This window comes from Methanomassiliicoccaceae archaeon DOK (genome assembly GCA_009911715.1).
Classification (GTDB): Archaea; Thermoplasmatota; Thermoplasmata; order Methanomassiliicoccales; family Methanomethylophilaceae; genus Methanoprimaticola.
Genome location: CP047880.1, coordinates 1589125 through 1606603, shown reverse-complemented (window position 1 = coordinate 1606603; position 17479 = coordinate 1589125). Strand labels below are relative to the sequence as shown.

Annotated in this window: 19 protein-coding genes; 8 read left to right on the top strand and 11 right to left on the bottom strand. The window is 54.6% G+C overall.

The annotated features are described in order from the left end of the window. Positions 1–329 precede the first annotated feature (329 nt). Together JS82_08050 and JS82_08045 are read left to right on the top strand one after the other, a co-directional pair. The gene (locus JS82_08050; GenBank protein QHK18061.1) at positions 330–1571 is read left to right on the top strand and encodes an AAA family ATPase; all 1242 of its coding nucleotides are present in this window, start codon (positions 330–332) and stop codon (positions 1569–1571) included. Positions 1572–1836: 265 nt separating this feature from the next. Then, positions 1837–2013 (top strand): hypothetical protein, encoded by a 177-nt coding sequence (locus JS82_08045; protein QHK18060.1) that lies wholly within the window; start codon positions 1837–1839, stop codon positions 2011–2013. Positions 2014–2072: 59 nt separating this feature from the next. Here JS82_08045 and JS82_08040 read toward each other — a convergent pair whose 3' ends face one another. After that, positions 2073–2255, bottom strand: coding sequence for a hypothetical protein (locus JS82_08040; protein ID QHK18059.1), 183 nt, complete (start codon positions 2253–2255; stop codon positions 2073–2075). A 6-nt stretch (positions 2256–2261) separates the two neighbouring features. Here JS82_08040 and JS82_08035 point away from each other — a divergent pair, with 6 nt between their 5' ends. Beyond that, a complete protein-coding gene (locus JS82_08035) occupies positions 2262–2555 on the top strand; it encodes a hypothetical protein (GenBank protein QHK18058.1) in 294 nt (97 codons plus the stop codon). On the opposite strand, the gene JS82_08030 is transcribed toward JS82_08035, so the two are convergent. Next, complete coding sequence (locus JS82_08030; protein QHK18057.1) at positions 2534–2848, bottom strand: hypothetical protein; 315 nt, start codon at positions 2846–2848, stop codon at positions 2534–2536. The genes JS82_08035 and JS82_08030 overlap by 22 nt on opposite strands. Before the next feature lie 376 nt (positions 2849–3224). Here JS82_08030 and JS82_08025 point away from each other — a divergent pair, with 376 nt between their 5' ends. The 3 genes from JS82_08025 to JS82_08015 all read left to right on the top strand — a co-directional run bounded on the left by JS82_08025 (position 3225) and on the right by JS82_08015 (position 7261). Continuing rightward, a complete protein-coding gene (locus tag JS82_08025) occupies positions 3225–4958 on the top strand; it encodes a hypothetical protein (GenBank protein ID QHK18056.1) in 1734 nt (577 codons plus the stop codon). A gap of 422 nt (positions 4959–5380) precedes the next feature. After that, complete coding sequence (locus JS82_08020) at positions 5381–6751, top strand: MFS transporter (GenBank protein QHK18055.1); 1371 nt, start codon at positions 5381–5383, stop codon at positions 6749–6751. A 69-nt stretch (positions 6752–6820) separates the two neighbouring features. Further along, entirely contained in the window at positions 6821–7261 is a 441-nt protein-coding gene (locus JS82_08015) for a hypothetical protein (GenBank protein QHK18054.1), read from the top strand. 144 nt (positions 7262–7405) lie between these two features. Here the strand turns inward: JS82_08015 and JS82_08010 are convergent, their stop codons facing one another. Beyond that, positions 7406–8710 (bottom strand): hypothetical protein, encoded by a 1305-nt coding sequence (locus JS82_08010; protein ID QHK18053.1) that lies wholly within the window; start codon positions 8708–8710, stop codon positions 7406–7408. A 379-nt stretch (positions 8711–9089) separates the two neighbouring features. Then, a complete protein-coding gene (locus tag JS82_08005) occupies positions 9090–9830 on the bottom strand; it encodes a hypothetical protein (protein QHK18052.1) in 741 nt (246 codons plus the stop codon). Positions 9831–9858: 28 nt separating this feature from the next. Between JS82_08005 and JS82_08000 the strand changes: the two genes are divergently transcribed. Next, positions 9859–10770: a hypothetical protein gene (locus JS82_08000; protein ID QHK18051.1), complete on the top strand. Its 912-nt coding sequence runs from the start codon at positions 9859–9861 to the stop codon at positions 10768–10770. 291 nt (positions 10771–11061) lie between these two features. On the opposite strand, the gene JS82_07995 is transcribed toward JS82_08000, so the two are convergent. The 3 genes from JS82_07995 to JS82_07985 all read right to left on the bottom strand — a co-directional run bounded on the left by JS82_07995 (position 11062) and on the right by JS82_07985 (position 13574). Further along, positions 11062–12099, bottom strand: a complete 1038-nt coding sequence (locus JS82_07995) for a hypothetical protein (protein ID QHK18050.1) — start codon at positions 12097–12099, stop codon at positions 11062–11064. Between the two features lie 260 nt (positions 12100–12359). Continuing rightward, complete coding sequence (locus JS82_07990) at positions 12360–13313, bottom strand: tyrosine-type recombinase/integrase (protein QHK18049.1); 954 nt, start codon at positions 13311–13313, stop codon at positions 12360–12362. Positions 13314–13322: 9 nt separating this feature from the next. Then, complete coding sequence (locus JS82_07985; GenBank protein QHK18048.1) at positions 13323–13574, bottom strand: hypothetical protein; 252 nt, start codon at positions 13572–13574, stop codon at positions 13323–13325. Between the two features lie 49 nt (positions 13575–13623). On the opposite strand from JS82_07985, the gene JS82_07980 reads away from it, so the two are divergent. Further along, entirely contained in the window at positions 13624–13971 is a 348-nt protein-coding gene (locus JS82_07980; GenBank protein ID QHK18047.1) for a hypothetical protein, read from the top strand. A 22-nt stretch (positions 13972–13993) separates the two neighbouring features. Here the strand turns inward: JS82_07980 and JS82_07975 are convergent, their stop codons facing one another. From JS82_07975 to JS82_07960, 4 genes are all read right to left on the bottom strand, one after another. After that, entirely contained in the window at positions 13994–15304 is a 1311-nt protein-coding gene (locus JS82_07975; protein QHK18046.1) for an HpaII family restriction endonuclease, read from the bottom strand. Continuing rightward, positions 15237–16301 carry a DNA (cytosine-5-)-methyltransferase gene (dcm, locus tag JS82_07970; protein QHK18045.1) on the bottom strand — a complete coding sequence of 355 codons (1065 nt, stop codon included), beginning with the start codon at positions 16299–16301 and terminating at the stop codon, positions 15237–15239. Before dcm ends, JS82_07975 begins: the two co-directional genes overlap by 68 nt. After that, the gene (gene vsr, locus JS82_07965) at positions 16298–16675 is read right to left on the bottom strand and encodes a DNA mismatch endonuclease Vsr (protein ID QHK18434.1); all 378 of its coding nucleotides are present in this window, start codon (positions 16673–16675) and stop codon (positions 16298–16300) included. Before vsr ends, dcm begins: the two co-directional genes overlap by 4 nt. Before the next feature lie 72 nt (positions 16676–16747). Continuing rightward, a complete protein-coding gene (locus tag JS82_07960) occupies positions 16748–17266 on the bottom strand; it encodes a hypothetical protein (protein ID QHK18044.1) in 519 nt (172 codons plus the stop codon). Positions 17267–17479: the final 213 nt, after the last annotated feature.

Below are 17479 nucleotides of genomic sequence, written 5' to 3'. Positions count from 1 at the left end.
TATCCGAGAGTGCAGTGCATGATTGACTCTCCACATCCCGAAAACCATCGGAGCCGGCAACGGATTTACGGTGGCCGTTCCTACAATGACGCTGGCCTCCGGACCTTCATGCTCCTGTTGCAAGTGCGGTTCCGTCTTATAACCTGCATAAAATCGTACTTCGCCAGCCCCCTTCAGCATTCCGCTGCTGTAGTTTCCATCCTCCTCTCCTGGACCCTAGTACCCGAACGGGAAGTGAACACGAGATGATGATGACCTCTTATAGAATTCGATATTCTATAATATATCAAATAATCATTTTGAAATACTCTGATATGTTATAACATATCATGTCTAAGGATGCATACATCCCACGCGAGCATTACTTGTCACGCATCCGCGAGTCCCGCGGTTCCGATTTCATCAAGGTATTGACGGGGATCCGCAGGTGCGGAAAATCCACCCTCATGGGGATGTTCATCGATGAGCTCAAGGATTCGAGCATACCGGACGACAGGATATTCTTTGTTAATCTGGACGACGCGAGCATGGAGATGGAGACTTTCCGTGACCTCATTGACGCCGTCGAATCGAAGGTGGGCGATGTCGAGGGATCGTACATCTTCCTCGACGAGGTGCAGAACATCCCCGAGTGGGAGCGTGCCGTGTCGACGTTCTATACTCGCGGAGCGGATGTGTACATCACCGGCTCCAACTCCGACATGCTGTCCTCCGAACTCGCCACAAAACTCTCCGGCAGGTGTCTGGAGATCCGCGTGCAGCCCCTCGTATTCTCCGAATACGTCATGTTCAGGCAATCGGACGATCATACAAGACTGCTGGAGGACTACCTCCGTCACGGCGGGTTCCCGGCAGTGTCCCTGGCCCTGGACAGGATGCCAGCGCAGGTGGACGACATCCTGGACGGTATATACAACACGGTGTTCAACAAGGATATAGCTGGAAGGCACGAGATCCGCGGGAACGCGATGATCGACCACCTCTGCAACTACCTCATGAAGAACATCGGCGACCGCACATCCGTCAGGGGAGCGGCGAACTACATGACCAGCAAGGGGATGAGGACGCAACCTCCGACCGTCGACCAGTACATCGGCTTTCTGGAGGAGGCTTTCCTGTTCTCAAGGGCCAGGAGATTGGATTCCAAGGCGAAAGAGTACCTCAGGACCGCGGACAAGTTCTATGTCGCTGACCTAGGCATCCGTCACTGCAGGGTCCCGTTCCATCCGGACGACCTCGACGGCATCATGGAGAATGTGGTGTACAACGAGCTCATATATCGTTTCGGGGATGTGGCGGTGTGCAGTGTCGGACAATACGAGGTGGACTTCGTGGCCAATTCCATGGGCACCCCGTCGTACTACCAGGTGTCCATAAGCATCAACGACCCGGCCACCAGGGAAAGGGAGCTTCGTCCGCTGAAGGCCATCGGGGACAACTACCCCAAGACGGTGATCACGTACGAAAGGTTCCCCATGACGGACATCGACGGCATCCGCATCATCAGCCTGCTGGATTGGCTCTCGGAGGATCCGCGACGTATCGGCGGTGCTCCGAGACCTCCGGCTTGAGGGCTGGCATCCTGTCCTCGGCCCCATGCCGGTCTCCACCTTCGGCCAGAAGACCGACAATGGAGGGTGACCGGTCCCCGGGATCGCCGCGTCCTTCGCCAACTCTGTAGATATGACCCTGAGCCGGATCTGCGTTTCCTTCCCGATGGTTGGGTGAAGATGTGGAGAGGATGCCCGGACACGGTTCCACGCGAAACATTATAGAACCGTTTTTAACAAGATATCAAGATTGGTCGAACATGCATAATGACAAGGAGGCGTGGGTATGGCAACACAGTCATTCTACCAGGACATCGTGCTGAAGACACAGGAAGAGGTCGATAGGCTAGTGGATGCTTTCGACGAGGCCGACCGTCGCGGACCTATCGACGCCTCCAACGCGGCTCATCCCATCTCGGATCCCGAAGAGATTCGCAAGTTGTTCCTTGGGTTGAAATCGTAAGTCAATATCTCATCGTATCCCTGAAGGACCTCCTCGATGAGTTCGAAGAAGAGGATGTATCAAAACGTCTCAGGCAGTTCATCTGCACCCGTGACCACAACAGGGAGGATTTCCTGCACAACAAGGCCATGGTCTTCGAGAGAAAGAACATGGCCAGGACCTATCTGGCTGTCATGGATGTTGTAATAGCCGGTTAATTCACCCTTTCCATCAGATGCCTCCGGGCCCCCGATGATCAGCACATCTCCATGTCGCTGAGCAAGAAGATGAACATCGACCCGAACAACAACGTCGCCCAGAGCTACCTCCTCGGTCAGCTCGGAAGAGCCGACTATTCCTACAAGGGGATGGGCGCGGATCTGTTGGAGGGCGCGATTGAAATCATCAAGCGGGCCGATGAGCTGGCCGGATGCCGCGTGATCAGAGTGGACTGCCTGGACGAGCTCATCCCCTACTATGAACAGCACGGCTTCAGATACCTGTGCGTCACTGACCAGACCGAGGACAAGCCGCCGATCAATCAGATGGTCCAGATCATCTGATCACAGCAGCCCCTCCCCCTCTTAGCTAGCTTGATCGTCGTGTTCCTGGAGATTCCCTCGAACTGATGCTCCGGCCTGTAATTTGAGATGTCTGGCTCCTCTTCGAGGATTCTCAGGTTTTTCTCGCGATGGTGGTCGGTCAGCCGCCTCTCGGTCTGCCATGATCCGCCCTGGGATCTCACCCTCGCCGGTCCATCCTCGGTCCTGTAGAGGTTGATCACCGATCTGGTCAGACGGTCCGGCTTGACGACCATGATCTTGTTGAGCCTCCCCTCCTTCGTCTCCGAGAGCAAACGGTCGAGTTGAGGAGTTTGGAAAGGCGAGGACCCTGATGGATCAGGGAATGACCTGAGCTTCGATGGGACGTGCCCCGATGTAGACTGTTGATGCCCCGTAACAAAAATCCACTAGGACGTAGAACATATGTGCTGAGCCTTATGTTCATACGTCAACATTTTGTACAAGATATGATTCCAGTGCGACCCAGATTGCCGTAGGACATCATGAATGTTCTGCGACGTCCTGAGCACACGCGGACCCCGTGATGACGACGGAGCTCCTGGACCGGGATGCACCGGGCCGGGATCCGTGGAGTCCCCATCCGCGTTTGGCGTCCAGAGACATGGGAACCTCATCATCATTAAATATCGACCGACCGGATGGTTAACCATGGAGTCGAAGTCGATAGGATTGATCGCGATAGTCACTGTCGTCATCGTCGCTGCGGTGGGGATCTCCTGGTACGCGTCCGAGGACCACGATGATGCGTACAGGGAGATCGGCGTCGGGGACAGTTTCCTGTACAAGGTGACCGTCACCGACGAGGACTACCCGGGGGTCGAGTCCAGCTACTATCAGTACGAATACGTCTACAAGTCCGATCCGGATGGCCTCATGCTCATGTCCGGGGTCTCCGGTTGGGACTACGAACCATACAGCCCGTACAGGTATTTCTCGGAGATGGAGCCTCAGCGCATGGAGACCATCGGGTTCATGGGCGAGGAGGTCGAGTGCCGGGTCTACGAGGGATACTTCGGCCCGGGCGCCGAGGACGTCTACTGGGTGGACCCCCGCACGGGCGCCATAGTCCATGCCGAATCCGACGGCGGAGGGATGAGGTACGTGATGGAGCTCGTCAAGTCCACCCTGTACGGCGGACTGGACATGGACGTGGCCGTGAACTCCCAGAAGACCGAGGTCGAAGCCGGGGACGTGGTGTCGTATCTCATCACGCAGTACGATGGCGCGACACAGACCGGGATCGGGATGATCACACATGCCGTAACATCCGTCGACGGGGACATGCTGACGTACACCGTCGCGGGGACCGGGGAGTCCATGACCGACACCGTGGCCAACTTCCTCAACACCGACGGCTACAGGGGCCTGGAGCCCATGGGGACCGGGTACGTGAAGAACACGGAGTACGGGAACATCCTGTGCGACCTCTACCTCGAGGAGGATGCGGACGGCGGATACCAGGAGGTGTACGTGGGGAAGGACGACGGCGTCGTCTACCTCCGCTGCGAATACGAAGGTGACCTCCGCATCGAGTACTCCCTTGCTTATTCGAGCCTGGTTGTGGGATCCGCCCCGTTCGAACTGATGCCGATGGACGATCCCTTCGGCTACAACGCGACCGGAGTCCGCTACACCATGGACGGCGTGGTCCCGACATACTCCGTCGAGGAGGACTATCTGATCGCGTACCAGTCCGCGGACGGAACGTACACGACCTCCCTCTACGAGAACCTGGAGCCCGCCGGACAGGAGCCGGGCATACCGGATTTCATAGCCCTGCAGGACGTCACCTGGGAGGCCGCCGAGGGAAGGACGATCAACACGCCCTGGGGCGCTCTGGAGTGCGAGGGCATGGCCGGAGAGCTGGACGGACTGCTGGTCACCGCCTACAGGTACGGCGGGGTCGTCATAGCCTTGGACGTTCAGGACGGAGAGGATCGCTCGTTCATCGTCTACACACACTACGGTTACGACTGGGGGCGCGACGACCCGATTCAGAAGAGCGAGCTGCGCACCGACATCGTCGTCAACGACTACTGCAGATACGTGGAGAACGACTGGAGCGATATCGTCACCCTGAGGGTGACGGCGACGGACGGCGACGGCAACATCACCGTGATGCAGGACGGCGTCGAGAGCTCCTGGACCGTGGAGGGCCTGCTCAAGGGCCCCGGCTACACCAACGGCGAGTACGTCGGCAAGTTCGTGGGCGATTTCCTCTACGGCACCCGCAACTGCGAGGTGTACCGCAGCATCGAGGACGACGGCACCGTCTTCACCAGCTACATCGGGATAGACGACGGCATACTGTACGCCCTCGGCGAGGAAAGGGACGGTGAGGAGACCCTGCTGGAGCTCTACTGGGCCAGCTACGTGGCCTGATCATCGCTGCATAAACACCCTTGCCCGCCCCCGTCTTCGGACGGGGGCCACAACCCGAGGCCGCCGTTGCGGACGGACGGATCTTCGGCCGATGTTCGATTATTGCAGGATGTTCGTCCCCTCGGGACAGCGTTGCGGAACAGACGGTTCGGACCGCCATCCCACTTGAAACCACCACAGAATGGTTTGTATGAAATAGTTTTACATGTAAAATTTAAATACAGAACTAATTTTACATGTAAAACTGGTGATTTCAAACGAATGAACAGATTACCTGGAGAAACATCGACCCCAGGACACGCACGGTCACGATGATCGGCATATTCCTGGGGATGCTGATCGCATGCTTCGACGGGACGATCGTCGGAACATGCGGACCCGTCATCGCGGCCGACCTCGACGGGAGCGACCTCTACTCCTGAATGGTGACGGCGTACATGCTCTGCGAGACCATCATGATCCCCGTTGCCGGGAAGCTGTCCGACATATACGGGAGGAAGCCGCTGTTCCTCCTGGGATTCGTGCTATTCATCCTCGGGTCCGTCGTCGCGGGGATGTCGGTGAACATGGAGATGCTCATCGTCTGCCGTGCGATCCAGGGGTTCGGCGGGGGCATACTGATCCCGGTCGCCACCGCCGCCGTCGCGGATTTCTACGCTCCCAAGGACAGGGGCAGGATGCAGGGCATACTCGGTGCGTTCTTCGGGATCGGGAGCGGGATCGGCCCCCTCATAGGCGGATACATAACGGAGTACGTGTCCTGGTACTGGATATTCTACATCAACGTGCCGCTGGCGGTGGTGAGCATGGCCCTCACCGTGAGGAGGTTCGCACAACCCGACGAGGATGCGGAGCACAGCATAGACAGACGCGGCATCGCGCTGCTGTCCCTCCTTCTCCTGGACGTGCTGCTCCTGATAGAGCTCGGCGGAAGGGAGTTCGAATGGGTGAGTCCGACCAGCGCCGCCATGGCAGCCGTCGCGGTTGTCCTCCTCTGCCTGTTCGTCAGGGTCGAGAGGAGCGCGCGCGAGCCTCTCCTGGCACCGCACCTGTTCAGGAACCGCACCATCGTCAAGTCGGCCCTGTTCATGCTGATCTACGGCATAGGGATGATGGGCGTGATGACCTACTCGTCCATGTTCGCAATCTACATATTCGGTCTGACCACCCTGGAGGCCGGGGTGTACTCCCTGGCCATGGTGTGCGGCATGCCGATCACCTCCGTGTCCAGCGGGATGCTTATCAACAGGACGGGATACAGAGCGTGGCTCACGGTCGGACCAGTCCTCTGCTTCGTCGGCCTGTGCCTGATGTCCAGGATGGGGCTGGGCACGTCCATAGCGTACTACTGCGGGAGCACGTTCCTGTTCGGACTCGGGCTTGGGTGCTTCATGTCCGTGATCATGACCGCCGTCCAGAACAGCTCCAAGCCCAGGGAGATGGGGATGACCACCTCGTCCGTGAACCTTGTCAGATCCATCGGGGCCACCATGGGGACGGCGATATTCTCCATGATCATCACCGCTGCGATAGCCCTGCATCTCGAGGCCGTCCTGCCGAGCGGGATGTTCGATGCCGTGCCCCATGACACTGGGATCCTCGACATCGTGGCCGCGATCCAGGCCGGCACGCCCGGGTACGAGTCCGTCGCCCCCTACGTCGACGACATCCTGGGTGCGTTCGCCGACAGCGTGGACACCGCGTTCCTGATCGGTGGCGTCCTCCTCCTGCTGCTGATGTTCATCGGAGTGACGTTCAGGGTCGGTAACGGCAGGACCCCGGAGGAGGACTGATGTCCATGGCCCGCCGCCCCATCGCGGCGGGCGAAACCATTTACCACCGATGGGCGATTCGTCGATACCATGAGGGCAGTGGATTTCCGCAGTTTCAAGAAACCCGCAGAGGTGAAGAAGTTCATCGAGACTATGATGAACGAGAAGCTGAGAGGCACCGGCATCACATCATCCGCTGCCATATTCCTCATCGAACTGGAACCCGGCATGGTCCTGACCAACAGTGAGCTGGCGGAGAAGGTCGGGGTCACCATGGCCCTGTCCACCAGGGTGACGAGGCAGCTGCAGGACATGGGGCTGGTCGAGAACGAGCCTCGCGGCAGGAGCTGCGGGATACACCTCACCCCGGAGGGGGAGCGCGTCAGGACCGTGGTGAAGGAGTGTGCCGAATCATGCCTCGAGTACCTGTTCTCGGATTTCACCGATGAGGAGATCTCTCAGATGGAATCGTTCTACGAAAGGATGGATGTCCGCATCGACTCCTACTGGAAGGGGCGCGGAAGTGATTGAACTGGTCACGACCAAGACTAGCCTGGACCTACAGGGCGTAGGCGCCATGGGTGCGGATGTTCACCCCGTGAGAATCTATATTGATCCGATTGACCAAGAGCATGAAATGGCTCGGGGGGGTGACCCCCGAGTTGTTTCAGAGGATCACATCCCCATGCGTGCCTTGACCTGCGGATTCAGGGTCAGGAAAACCATGAAGAGTCCTGCGAGGATCAACGCCAGATTCATGATGAGATACAGGCCCGGATCCTTCAGTCCCATGATCAATCCGTAAGCGTTGAACAGAGTCAGGATCGCCCCTCCCAGAAGCATGAGAACCCACATGATCCTGTCCACCGTCTCGTTGCTCTTGTCGCGTTCCATGTACTCGCCGTAAATGTAGACCAATGCGGCGACGAAGAATGCGAACACCAACCATATGCTTGACATCGCGAACATGTCGAACAGCAGGTACACCATCATGGCCATCCCGATGGTCATGATCACTCTGGACATCACGTCAACCTTCTCGACGATCTTCCCCTCGTAGAGGTTCTTCGCTAGGAAGAACACCAGAACCCCTGCAAGGATCGTCCCTATCTCTCCGACGATGATCGGGATCCTCTCCTGGAATTCCCCGTTACCGACGACCATGGCGTACAGTCCGAAGAAGATGAGAAGCAGGCCTACTGCGAATGCGACGTACGTCATGTACGTCGTGTTGCTGAAGAACTGAACGAGCTTCCCCAGTCCGTCTGTGGCCGGAGGTTCCGGCTCGGACGCGGGTCTGGGTGCGGGGCTTCTGAGCAGCAGAAGGGACAGCTCCCCCTCATCCGCCTGCGTCCCCTGCCTCGTTTCCAAGAATCCCAGGAGTGCTATGATCAACCCAGACAAAACGAGAACGTAAACGCCTGTGGCGGGGTCCAGGACATCCTGGGTCCCCCACGCTGTCCTGGAGACGCCGCCCCACGAGGCCGTGATTATCCCCAGGACCGCGATCAACACGCCGAGTATCAGTGTCAGGTTCTTTCCGGCGATGTTTGAGGGTATCAGATACAACTTGGAAGCATACCTGTTTATCTCCTTGATACGGAGACGCGGGAGGAGCACAAGTATCCCCGTCAGTACAATCACAATCAATGCCACCGTTGGAACGAATCTTATCCATTCGGCATCGAAGTCGGTGTTGTTGAACCCCCTGTATGTAACCAGTTCGTATCCGTTGAATCCTACCGATGGGTCCCAGGTAATCTTCATCATCGCCATTCCGTACGATGCATACCCGAGGATGACGGCGAACATCAACAGCCAGACGGATAACGTATAGGGGCCGACCGTGTATTGTAGGATGTCTGTGAGTGATTTGCTATTCTGAGGTGCAGGGTCTGTTGCGGGGTTGCTCTCCGTAGGTGTGGAGGTGTCATCGATACCGACGGGCATCTGGTCATTCGTGTTGTTTTCATCTGTCATCGTACCACCAGATCCTGGAGGGGACGGATGCTACCGCAGTCCCATCGTTGCGCGCTACTTGCGGCTGGGCGCCCCGGATTCAGTCAGCCTCGTATTTCGGTGCATTATCATTCTCCGGAATGTCCTGCCATGAACTGCCAACGACATCCGAAAAGTACATCGCCTCACTCGATATTTATATAGTTACCTCGAGTTGGACAATTGAGTTTTCAGCTTGAAGCATTTTTCAGATTTCACACAGCTTCGTGACAATTGTCGAATCAGAACTTCATATCTAAGTGTCTGCGTGAAATTTTTCTGAGGGAAATCTCCTGTCCAATGGGCATAGCCAGACATCCGCAAAAATTTGGGAACCGATGTTCATTGGACAGTTAGTGTTTTATACTGCTTCCCAGGGGCCTGTGGCCCTGGGAAGCGACCTAAAACACCCTCGATAACGGTCCAAAACCTCTGAAATCCGACGTGTGAGGTCGTTTTCATCGGTGTATATGCGGTCGACCCTGAACCCGTCCCTCGGAATCAACACAACTGTCCAATGGCTCAGGTTCTTGCAGATTGTGGCTGTCGACGGCTTGTGGTCCATCCGGACCACTCTGCCGTCGATCCTCTTGACGACCTGGTCCGGCTCCATGTCGTAGCGGACCATCGAGACGCACAACTGGGCGATCATGAACTGGTCCTGGAGCTGGACGCTGCCGCCGCCTTCGCCGGCGGCAGTGTAGGCTCCACGACCGGAACCCTCACGTGGGATGTGGGACCCGTCCACATATGCATCGGTCGAAAGATCAGGGTATATCTCGTTCAGACGGCGCCACAGGTGGACTATTGTCTCCTCGAAGTACAGGTCCAGGAGGAAAAGGCCCCTCTCGATCGTCTTGCGGGAGATGGAGTGGCCGTGGCACAGCTCCTCTCTGACGAGGACGGAGCCCGAAAGGGCTCCGCACTCGTTCATGGAGCCGCCCCCGTTCAGCTGGTACACGCACATGAGCTCGACGACATAGCTGAGGGGGACACCCTTCTCCTTCAGACCTTCCAGGAACTCGTACGGTCCGAGCCTGCGGAAGCAGGCGCGGACGGTACGGATGATCCCGTACGGCAGGGATTTATTGCCCTCCGCCATAGCGTCAGCTGTCCTGAAAGTCGTTTGCTTGGACACAGACGCTTCAGGACGCTCTTCTGATTTTGCGATTTTCCTGGCCAGACATCAAAAATGCATTGAATCTTCAAAATTCAACTGTCCAACTCAAGTTAAAGAACATCTCGAAGTTGTTTCGATTAATGTTATCAATGAGGGCAAGGACCCGATATTAATCTACAACCTAGGCGTCTATGTGTCAGGAAGATTGTTCGATTTAATCGAAACAGATGATATTATTATCAATCCTGGTCAGTCTCAATGTTTCTATGTATCAAAAAATAAATGGAATGATGTCAAAGCAGACATATTGCGTGATATCAATTGGGATCTCAACAATAGCTTGTATATGCAGACAATCCGGTGGATTAAGAGAAAAGAGGTCATCATAAAGTCAGACAAGATTGAAAGAAAACTACGTTACCCCTGTTTCTCAATCAAAGTTGGGGTTCAATTGTCTGATGGTTTGTATCTAACTAAAAAATGGCTTACAACATTTATGTTCGAACCGCAGGACGAACGTAAGTTCAGAAGGGCAGATCATAGCTACAATACAAGTAGAATATTTGTTTTTGACACATTTGCAGTGTTCTATTCAATTGTCTGTTTGATGTTTTTGGCAATATACTACGTCTACATGACTGGAAGTGATGTTGCAATTATTATTTTTGTAGTATGCTGCATCGTGTATTACATTTGTATAAAAACAGAATCGATGAGGCGTGTACATCCTGCTTTATATTTCTGCATTTTGGGCATGGTTCTGATTGTTATCATTAATGCGATGATATTGGCTATTGTCACAATGGACATCACAATACTAATCGTATTCGAAGTGACATACTGTATAATGTTCGGATTTCCGTTATTATCCAAAATAATGGATGTAACAGGAAGAGGAGGGGATCTGTATTGGGACTTTTAACTCACGTTCTCCCCATCAAGTCGGGACGTCGCTGCGCTCCGTCCTGGGGGCCTCCGCTGACGCTCCGGCCCCTGTGCCCTCGCTCCGCTCGGGCATGGTCGCCGCTCCGCGGCTCCCTGGCGAGCGGGCGCGCCCCCTGCCGTGCGGCTGTGGGGGCGCTTGCCCGCCCGCTTGGGATAGCAGGTGGTGTAGAAGACTGAAGTATGATGCTGAGGACGTCCAGGTAGAAGGGATGGGACGGACGGAGCGCAGCCTGACGGCTGTGTATGATAGAAGTGATTCAAAAAGGAATCAGAAAGCTGGTGATGGATTGGCGTCGGAGGTCTCTGGTCTGGATCTGAATGGACGCAACATCTTCCTGGCATTCCACATGACGATCTTCTCATAGACGAACGAGGGGATAGTTCTCATGAATGTCCATCTAGATTCCATTGTATTTTCTCCGTCCATGTTCTCGGCAGGCAGCATGCTCAAGAACTCCTTGACCTTTCTTCCGTAAGTGATGTCCCTCAGACCATAGGACTTGTTGCAGAGGTGTCCCCAGAGGGATATGCGGAGGCTCTTGGTCCTGCATTCGGAGATCGAATCGAGGTCCTCGAGCTCCCTGCAGTGGTCGTCTGTCAGGGACTTTGTGAGATATTTGTACGCATAACTGACGGCGTCCTTGCGGTTCTTGAAGCGGCATCCCTTCACAACACCCTGAACATCTATGAATCCGTACTTCCAGATAGGATTCATGGAGATTGCATCTATATGGCGGATTCTGGAAAGTCTGCGGAGCGCCGGGTCCTTGCCGATGCGTCTGAGTGTGTGGGGATCGAAGATGCGCCACGACTGGCCACCCTTGCCGCGATGGAGCTTGACGGTCGTCGGATTGTCAAGGAGGACGATCAGATGCGGCGCGGGATAGCCGTCCTCCTGGGCCTCCTTGACGGTGATCTTGCATAGAGGCCCGAAAATGTCCCGGAGATTGGCTGTCAGGTTGTTCAGCACCCCTGTCTTGAGGTCAGAGCTGGCGATCTCCGTGGACGAGAGCATACCCCATGCCTCCTCCATCGTGTACTTCTTCTTGTCGAAGGTCACGGTGATTAGCAATGCGCAGGTCTCACGGATGTTGGGATTGTTGCCGATCTGGCGATCCAATTCCTTGGTTCTGAACGCCTCCAGGAACAGGTCGCGTTGCCTCGCCTTCTTCATTGCGTACTGGCGGTTTCCGCGGCGACAGACGGGGCTGTAGACCTTCTCGCCCGTCTTCTTGTCCTGGAAGACAATCATCTGCTCGTCGCGCATCCAATCCAGGAACCTCTGCTGATGCCTGCGGTTCTTCAAATGGATCTTTCCGTTGGCGAGGTCGGAGCGAAGCCCCTTGCGGTCGTAGCGCCACTCGCCGAACCAGTCCCCCGAGAAGCTCGGCCTGCGGGATCTGGTGGGATTCGGAGAGGATTGATACGGGACGGGGGTATCGGAAGCATAAACGGTTAAGCGGTCTGACGAATCGGTTAAGTTCCCAAAAAATTCGGAATGTGGGAAGGGATGGTCCCCACTCCCTGATTTGGGTTCTCCGACAGGGTTTGTGGGGACCATGCAAATCATCTCTTGGAGTACTGATACTCGTACATCCTGGCGAGGGCGGAGCCCATGTCGTCGAGGTCGATACCGAGGTAGCGGATGGTGGTCTGTGTGTCGTCATGGCCGTAGAGCTTGGAGATTGTCTCGATCGGGATGCCGGCACGATAGAGCGTGCGGCCGAACGTCCTCCTGAGGGTGTGGTTGGAGAAGTCGAATCCGGCACGGTCGCGGACCTTGTGGATCACCGCGCGGTCCAGGCTGTGGCTCCTCTCGGTGTAGTGTCCTCCGGTCGGGCGGTTCTCGTAGTGGCCCCAGATCAGGAGCTGCTCGGGGACCTCCCAGGTCGGGTCGTATGCGTGGATCTTCTCGATAATGTCGTTGCGCCTGACGATCCACCTCTCGAAAACCGCCCTGGAGTCCGGGTGGAACGGGACGCTCCTCCACTTGCCGTCCCCCTTGCCCTTGCCGCGGACGGAGACGTAGCACTTGCGGGGGTCGTCATCGAAGTGGATGTCCACGAGGCGCAGCCTGCAGACCTCAGCAACCCTTAGGCCGAGGCAGAGCTCGAGGTGGATGACGACCTCCTCGAGGGGGGTCTTCTCCATTCTCATGAGGTGTTCTGCCTGCTCGTCGGACAGCCAGTTGACGTTGGGGCGGATGTCCTGGCCGAAGTCGATGCCCATCTCCTCGATCACGTTGTTGTCGAAGCATCTGAGGTACCTGTTGAGGATGTGGAGGTACCAGTCCTTGGTGGAGACAGCGAGGTCGCGCTCCTTCCAGAGTCCGAGAAGGAACTCGATGGTCTCCTCGTCGTATTGACGGGGATTGTCCGAGTAGCCGTTGTCCTTCACGTCCCCGTTGATCTGGTAAAGGACGCCGCGGTACTTGGCCACGGTCTCGGGCTTGCTGTGCTTATATGTCGTCGCGAGATGCTCGTTGATGCACGAGATTCCAGTGTAATTACCTCTTGCCATGATTGCCACTCACTCCATCCCGAGATCATCGAAGGCGTTTGACTCCATGTGGCATACCCTTGACTGGATGTCCAGGAACCATCTCCTCTCCTCGTCGTCGAAGACACCGAGGGGGAAGTTCCTGAGGAAGATGCCCAGGGCGCTGATGTGGGCTGCCCTGTCCACCCTCCTGAAGTCCTCACAGCTGTGGTCCCTCACAGGGGGACTGATGTCGTGAAGGCGGGTCGCACCTTCACTGGCGTTGACGGCAATTTGGTTCATGATTGCCATCAGTGCCAACCAAATATTAAACGATTTGGTATCGTTGCCAATGATGGTAACGATGGTCAAGGTAGGGGAGTCCAAGTACGACAACTACGGTCGCATCACATGCAGCATCAAGATCGCCGAGCTCCTGGAGCTTGAGAAGGGGGAGGACGTCGTCGAATGGCACATCATCGACGGCAACGTGGTCCTGAGGAAGAGGACGAAAACCTATCAGGGGTTCGACCTCGAGAGTCAGGACATCCGCCAAAGGCTCATAGAGTACGAGGAGGAGCATCTGGACGAGGACGCCGACCTCAATCTGGATCCAGAGGAGCGCCTCCGCATCGCGAGGGAGGAGTACGCCCTCGAGAGGAGGAAGCGCGAGGAGAAGAAGAAGGAAAAAGGGTTGTGAGTGAGGTTTTCATTGCCTCAAATCACAACGATTCAAACATTTTTATTATTTCATGTTCTTCGTATACAATGCCTTTTTCGAAGTCGTAATATCCTTCAATGAGAAGATTCGACATTGCCTTCTGTCTCGGTACCATGCGAATCTGTACGTTCAGATTCATAAGGTATCTGTCTCCATCTTTAGTTATGCTTGTGCTGAAGTATCTTCTGGCGCTGGGCCAGTCAAAGCGCATATTCTGAAGAAGGAATTCGCGGAAATCGTTCCTGTCGAACAAGTGGTAGCACACAACATCTCCGTCCGTCTTTACGAAGATCATTCCTCCGTTGGTTCCTTCCGAACCGTCCCACACATCGACACCGGTCATCGAGAGGGTCATTGCTACAAGCATGTCCTCGACTCTTCTCCTGTAGAAAGGCTGCTCGGGACTGGGTTTGTAATTCAGGGGGTCTTCCTTATCGAGCACGTCCACAAGGTGACTGAGGTTTACGATTCCGTTGAAGTAGGCTTCAATGGTCATGAAAGAGAGAATTGGAAGAGCGTCTGAGCCGATCATAAGGAGATTTCTTTCAAATTGACTCGGCTCAAGAGTATGGTTTCCATGATTATCGTGATGGACAGTTCCTGTACCGACCAATTTGAGACCTATCCCATGGTTTCTTATGTACAACACCCTCTCCTCACGGTTGGGGTGGTCGTATTCGACTTCAACCTTCTTCTTACCTCTTTTCTCAACGCCTTTGTAGTGTTTCGTAATGCTCTGAAGTTCGGAGATTGTCTGTTCGTTTACGTTTCCTGTGAGTTCGTAGATGATATTTGTGCCGTCACTGGGATTGAAAATGGTAGGTGGACTACTCAGGATGGACTTGATGCTGAATCCGAGAGGTTTGTCCGTAGTATTGCGCGTATCCTCCAGATTCAGCCAGATGTCGGGAGTATCCTTTACAGAGGCTTTGAGGACTTCGCGTTTGAGAGAATTCTTCAGATATTCTTCGTAGGTCGCTGGAATGTCCACCGTACCCCTTCCATGGGAAGACGTTAAAATGGCCTCTCTCAGTCCCTCGGCATATGATCTGCAGTCTTCTCTCTGGATTCTAAGAACAGGTTCTCCGTCGACCTGAACTTCGACGGTTCTTTGATCTGGATCAATTATGTATTTCAGAGATCCGTCCATGTCAGATTTGTTCTTTTTGAAGATGATAGAGCGAATCTCATGCCAGACGTTTTCGTTTATGTTCAAATCTTTGTCTGACTTGTAGATCTTTCCGTCAGCCAACAGTTTGAGAAGAACATACGGCTCCGACCATTCCCCCGCATTCCCCTTTGTTATTCCCATCCAAAGTCCTCCTAACTTCCTTCGCAATGGCCTCGATGACCGGGACGGTGACCGAATTGCCGAACTGTTTGTAGAGGTGGGTATCGGAAAGAACAAGCTTAAAGTCGTCGGGGAATCCCTGGAGTCTCGCCCATTCGCGAGGGGTCATTTTACGGACTCCTTCGCGGTTGACCTCTCCCTTGATGTTGGTCACGGGGGTGAAATCGGTGAGGCGGTCGTCTACGATCAGATTCCTCTCCCTACCCATCCCTCCGCAGACGAGAGCGGAAGATACGCCGTTGAGATCCTTGATTTCATAGCCGAATCCGTGGCCCGCAGCCTCGTGTCTGGCCCTGTGTTTTCTTAGGGTCTCCAGATACACGTCGCTGAGGTAGTACTTCACAGAGACGGGTTCCTTTTCCAAGATATCAGCAATCTTCGTCTTCGTGTTGGTGGGCTGGGGGAACTGGAATGACGAGCAGTCGATGTCGTTCCTGAATGCGACGATGTAGATGCGCTCCCTATTCTGTGGGACTCCGTAGTCCTTGCTGTTGAGGACTTTATACAGGGGGGTGTAGCCCATGTCTTTGAGAGTGTTGATGATCACATCAAATGTCCTGCCTTTATCATGGATTGTGAGGCCCTTGACGTTCTCGCAGAAGATTACCTTAGGTCTGTGGAGGTCACAGATTCTGACAACGTCGAAAAACAGAGTTCCGCGGGACATGCCTTTGTAGTCGTCCTTGAATCCCTGTTTCCTTCCAGCGATGGAGAATGCCTGGCAGGGGAATCCAGCGAGACAGATATCGAAATCAGGCACATCCTTCTCATCGATCTTAGTAATATCTCCGTTGATTTCTTCGGGAGTATCGAAGTTGGCCTTGTAGGTCTGCTGCGCGTAGGGATCCCATTCGCTGGCGAAGACCGTCTTGATCTCGTCACCGAAGGCTCTGTCGAATCCCATGCGGATTCCGCCTATTCCCGCGAAGAGGTCTATGGACCTGTATTTAGACGTCATCTTTCTCTCACCACCTTTTCTATCCTATCCGCGCAGCCTGAGACATCCTTCTGAATTTCTTTTCCCCAGAATCTCAGGACGATCCAACCTTGCTCTTCCAGTAGCTGGTTCACTTCTAAATCCCTTTGTATGTTCCTCTCTATCTTGGGAATCCAAAACTCTCTGCGGGTCTTGATATCGTTCTTGCGATGTTCCCAGTCATAACCGTGCCAGAACTCACTGTCACAAAATACAGCTACCTTCTTCCCAATGAATGCAATGTCAGGTTTGCCTGGGACATTTTTGACATTCTTACGATAGCGGAGTCCACGAGACCAGAGCTCTTTTCTGAGTTCCACTTCAATCTTGGTGTCCTTGCTACGGATGCGGGACATATTGTAATGTATCTGCTCGGGAGTTTTCTGCACAGACTATGGAGGCGTTGGACCGGTTTATACTTGCCGGTTTCATATTCCGAGGAAGTATTTCAGGGGAACATCAATCGTTACTTTCGAGATAACATCAGCTAAAAGAGGATAAGTGCTGATTGCATTGTGAATTTTAGAGATCCACGAATCATCGAGTTTCTTCTTTTGAGCGATTGAATCACCCACATAATCCCTAATTTCCTGAAGAAGCTCAATCACATCTTGATCCTGTTGGGCATTTTGTGATATTTGAGAGATGTACTGGTTGATTGTAATGTTCAGATTGATGGTTGTCGTCATTGAAGAGGGTGCGGTCGATTCGGAATCTTGCTTAATTTGATCGAAGGTTGAGGTGTATACCTGTAATTGATACGAATCAAAGGAACCTGAGATGTAGAGGATGAGGCCCTCGACCTCAAGAGATTTGAAAACGTCTTCAGCACGATGTTGGAAGAGTGAGTATGCCTCGGAATAAGGAATGATTGTACGGGGCTCGCCAGGAGTATAGAATTTGGAGATTAGTTGCAGAGCTTGTAATTGGATGGGAGAGTAGGCCATGATGGGATATGTACTTGAGGACTTTTAACTCGCGTTCTCTCCATCAAGTCGGGACGTCGCTGCGCTCCGTCCTGGGGGCCTCCGCTGACGCTACGGCCCCTGTGCCATCGCTCCGCTCGGGCACGGTCGCCGCTTCGCGGCTCCCTTACGCGTGTGTGCAGCGCCCCCTGCCGTGCGGCAGACGGGGGCGCATGCCCACCCGCGTGATGATTG

Coding starts and splice junctions, on each gene's coding strand:
- JS82_07975 (QHK18046.1), bottom strand. CDS start 15,304: ATGGGAATAACAAAGGGGAATGCGGGGGAATGGTCGGAGCCGTATGTT.
- JS82_08025 (QHK18056.1), top strand. CDS start 3,225: ATGGAGTCGAAGTCGATAGGATTGATCGCGATAGTCACTGTCGTCATC.
- JS82_08005 (QHK18052.1), bottom strand. CDS start 9,830: ATGGCGGAGGGCAATAAATCCCTGCCGTACGGGATCATCCGTACCGTC.
- JS82_07990 (QHK18049.1), bottom strand. CDS start 13,313: ATGGCAAGAGGTAATTACACTGGAATCTCGTGCATCAACGAGCATCTC.
- JS82_08020 (QHK18055.1), top strand. CDS start 5,381: ATGGTGACGGCGTACATGCTCTGCGAGACCATCATGATCCCCGTTGCC.
- JS82_07985 (QHK18048.1), bottom strand. CDS start 13,574: ATGAACCAAATTGCCGTCAACGCCAGTGAAGGTGCGACCCGCCTTCAC.
- dcm (QHK18045.1), bottom strand. CDS start 16,301: ATGACGTCTAAATACAGGTCCATAGACCTCTTCGCGGGAATAGGCGGA.
- vsr (QHK18434.1), bottom strand. CDS start 16,675: ATGTCCCGCATCCGTAGCAAGGACACCAAGATTGAAGTGGAACTCAGA.
- JS82_08015 (QHK18054.1), top strand. CDS start 6,821: ATGAGGGCAGTGGATTTCCGCAGTTTCAAGAAACCCGCAGAGGTGAAG.
- JS82_08035 (QHK18058.1), top strand. CDS start 2,262: ATGTCGCTGAGCAAGAAGATGAACATCGACCCGAACAACAACGTCGCC.
- JS82_07960 (QHK18044.1), bottom strand. CDS start 17,266: ATGGCCTACTCTCCCATCCAATTACAAGCTCTGCAACTAATCTCCAAA.
- JS82_08050 (QHK18061.1), top strand. CDS start 330: ATGTCTAAGGATGCATACATCCCACGCGAGCATTACTTGTCACGCATC.
- JS82_08045 (QHK18060.1), top strand. CDS start 1,837: ATGGCAACACAGTCATTCTACCAGGACATCGTGCTGAAGACACAGGAA.
- JS82_08010 (QHK18053.1), bottom strand. CDS start 8,710: ATGACAGATGAAAACAACACGAATGACCAGATGCCCGTCGGTATCGAT.
- JS82_07980 (QHK18047.1), top strand. CDS start 13,624: ATGATGGTAACGATGGTCAAGGTAGGGGAGTCCAAGTACGACAACTAC.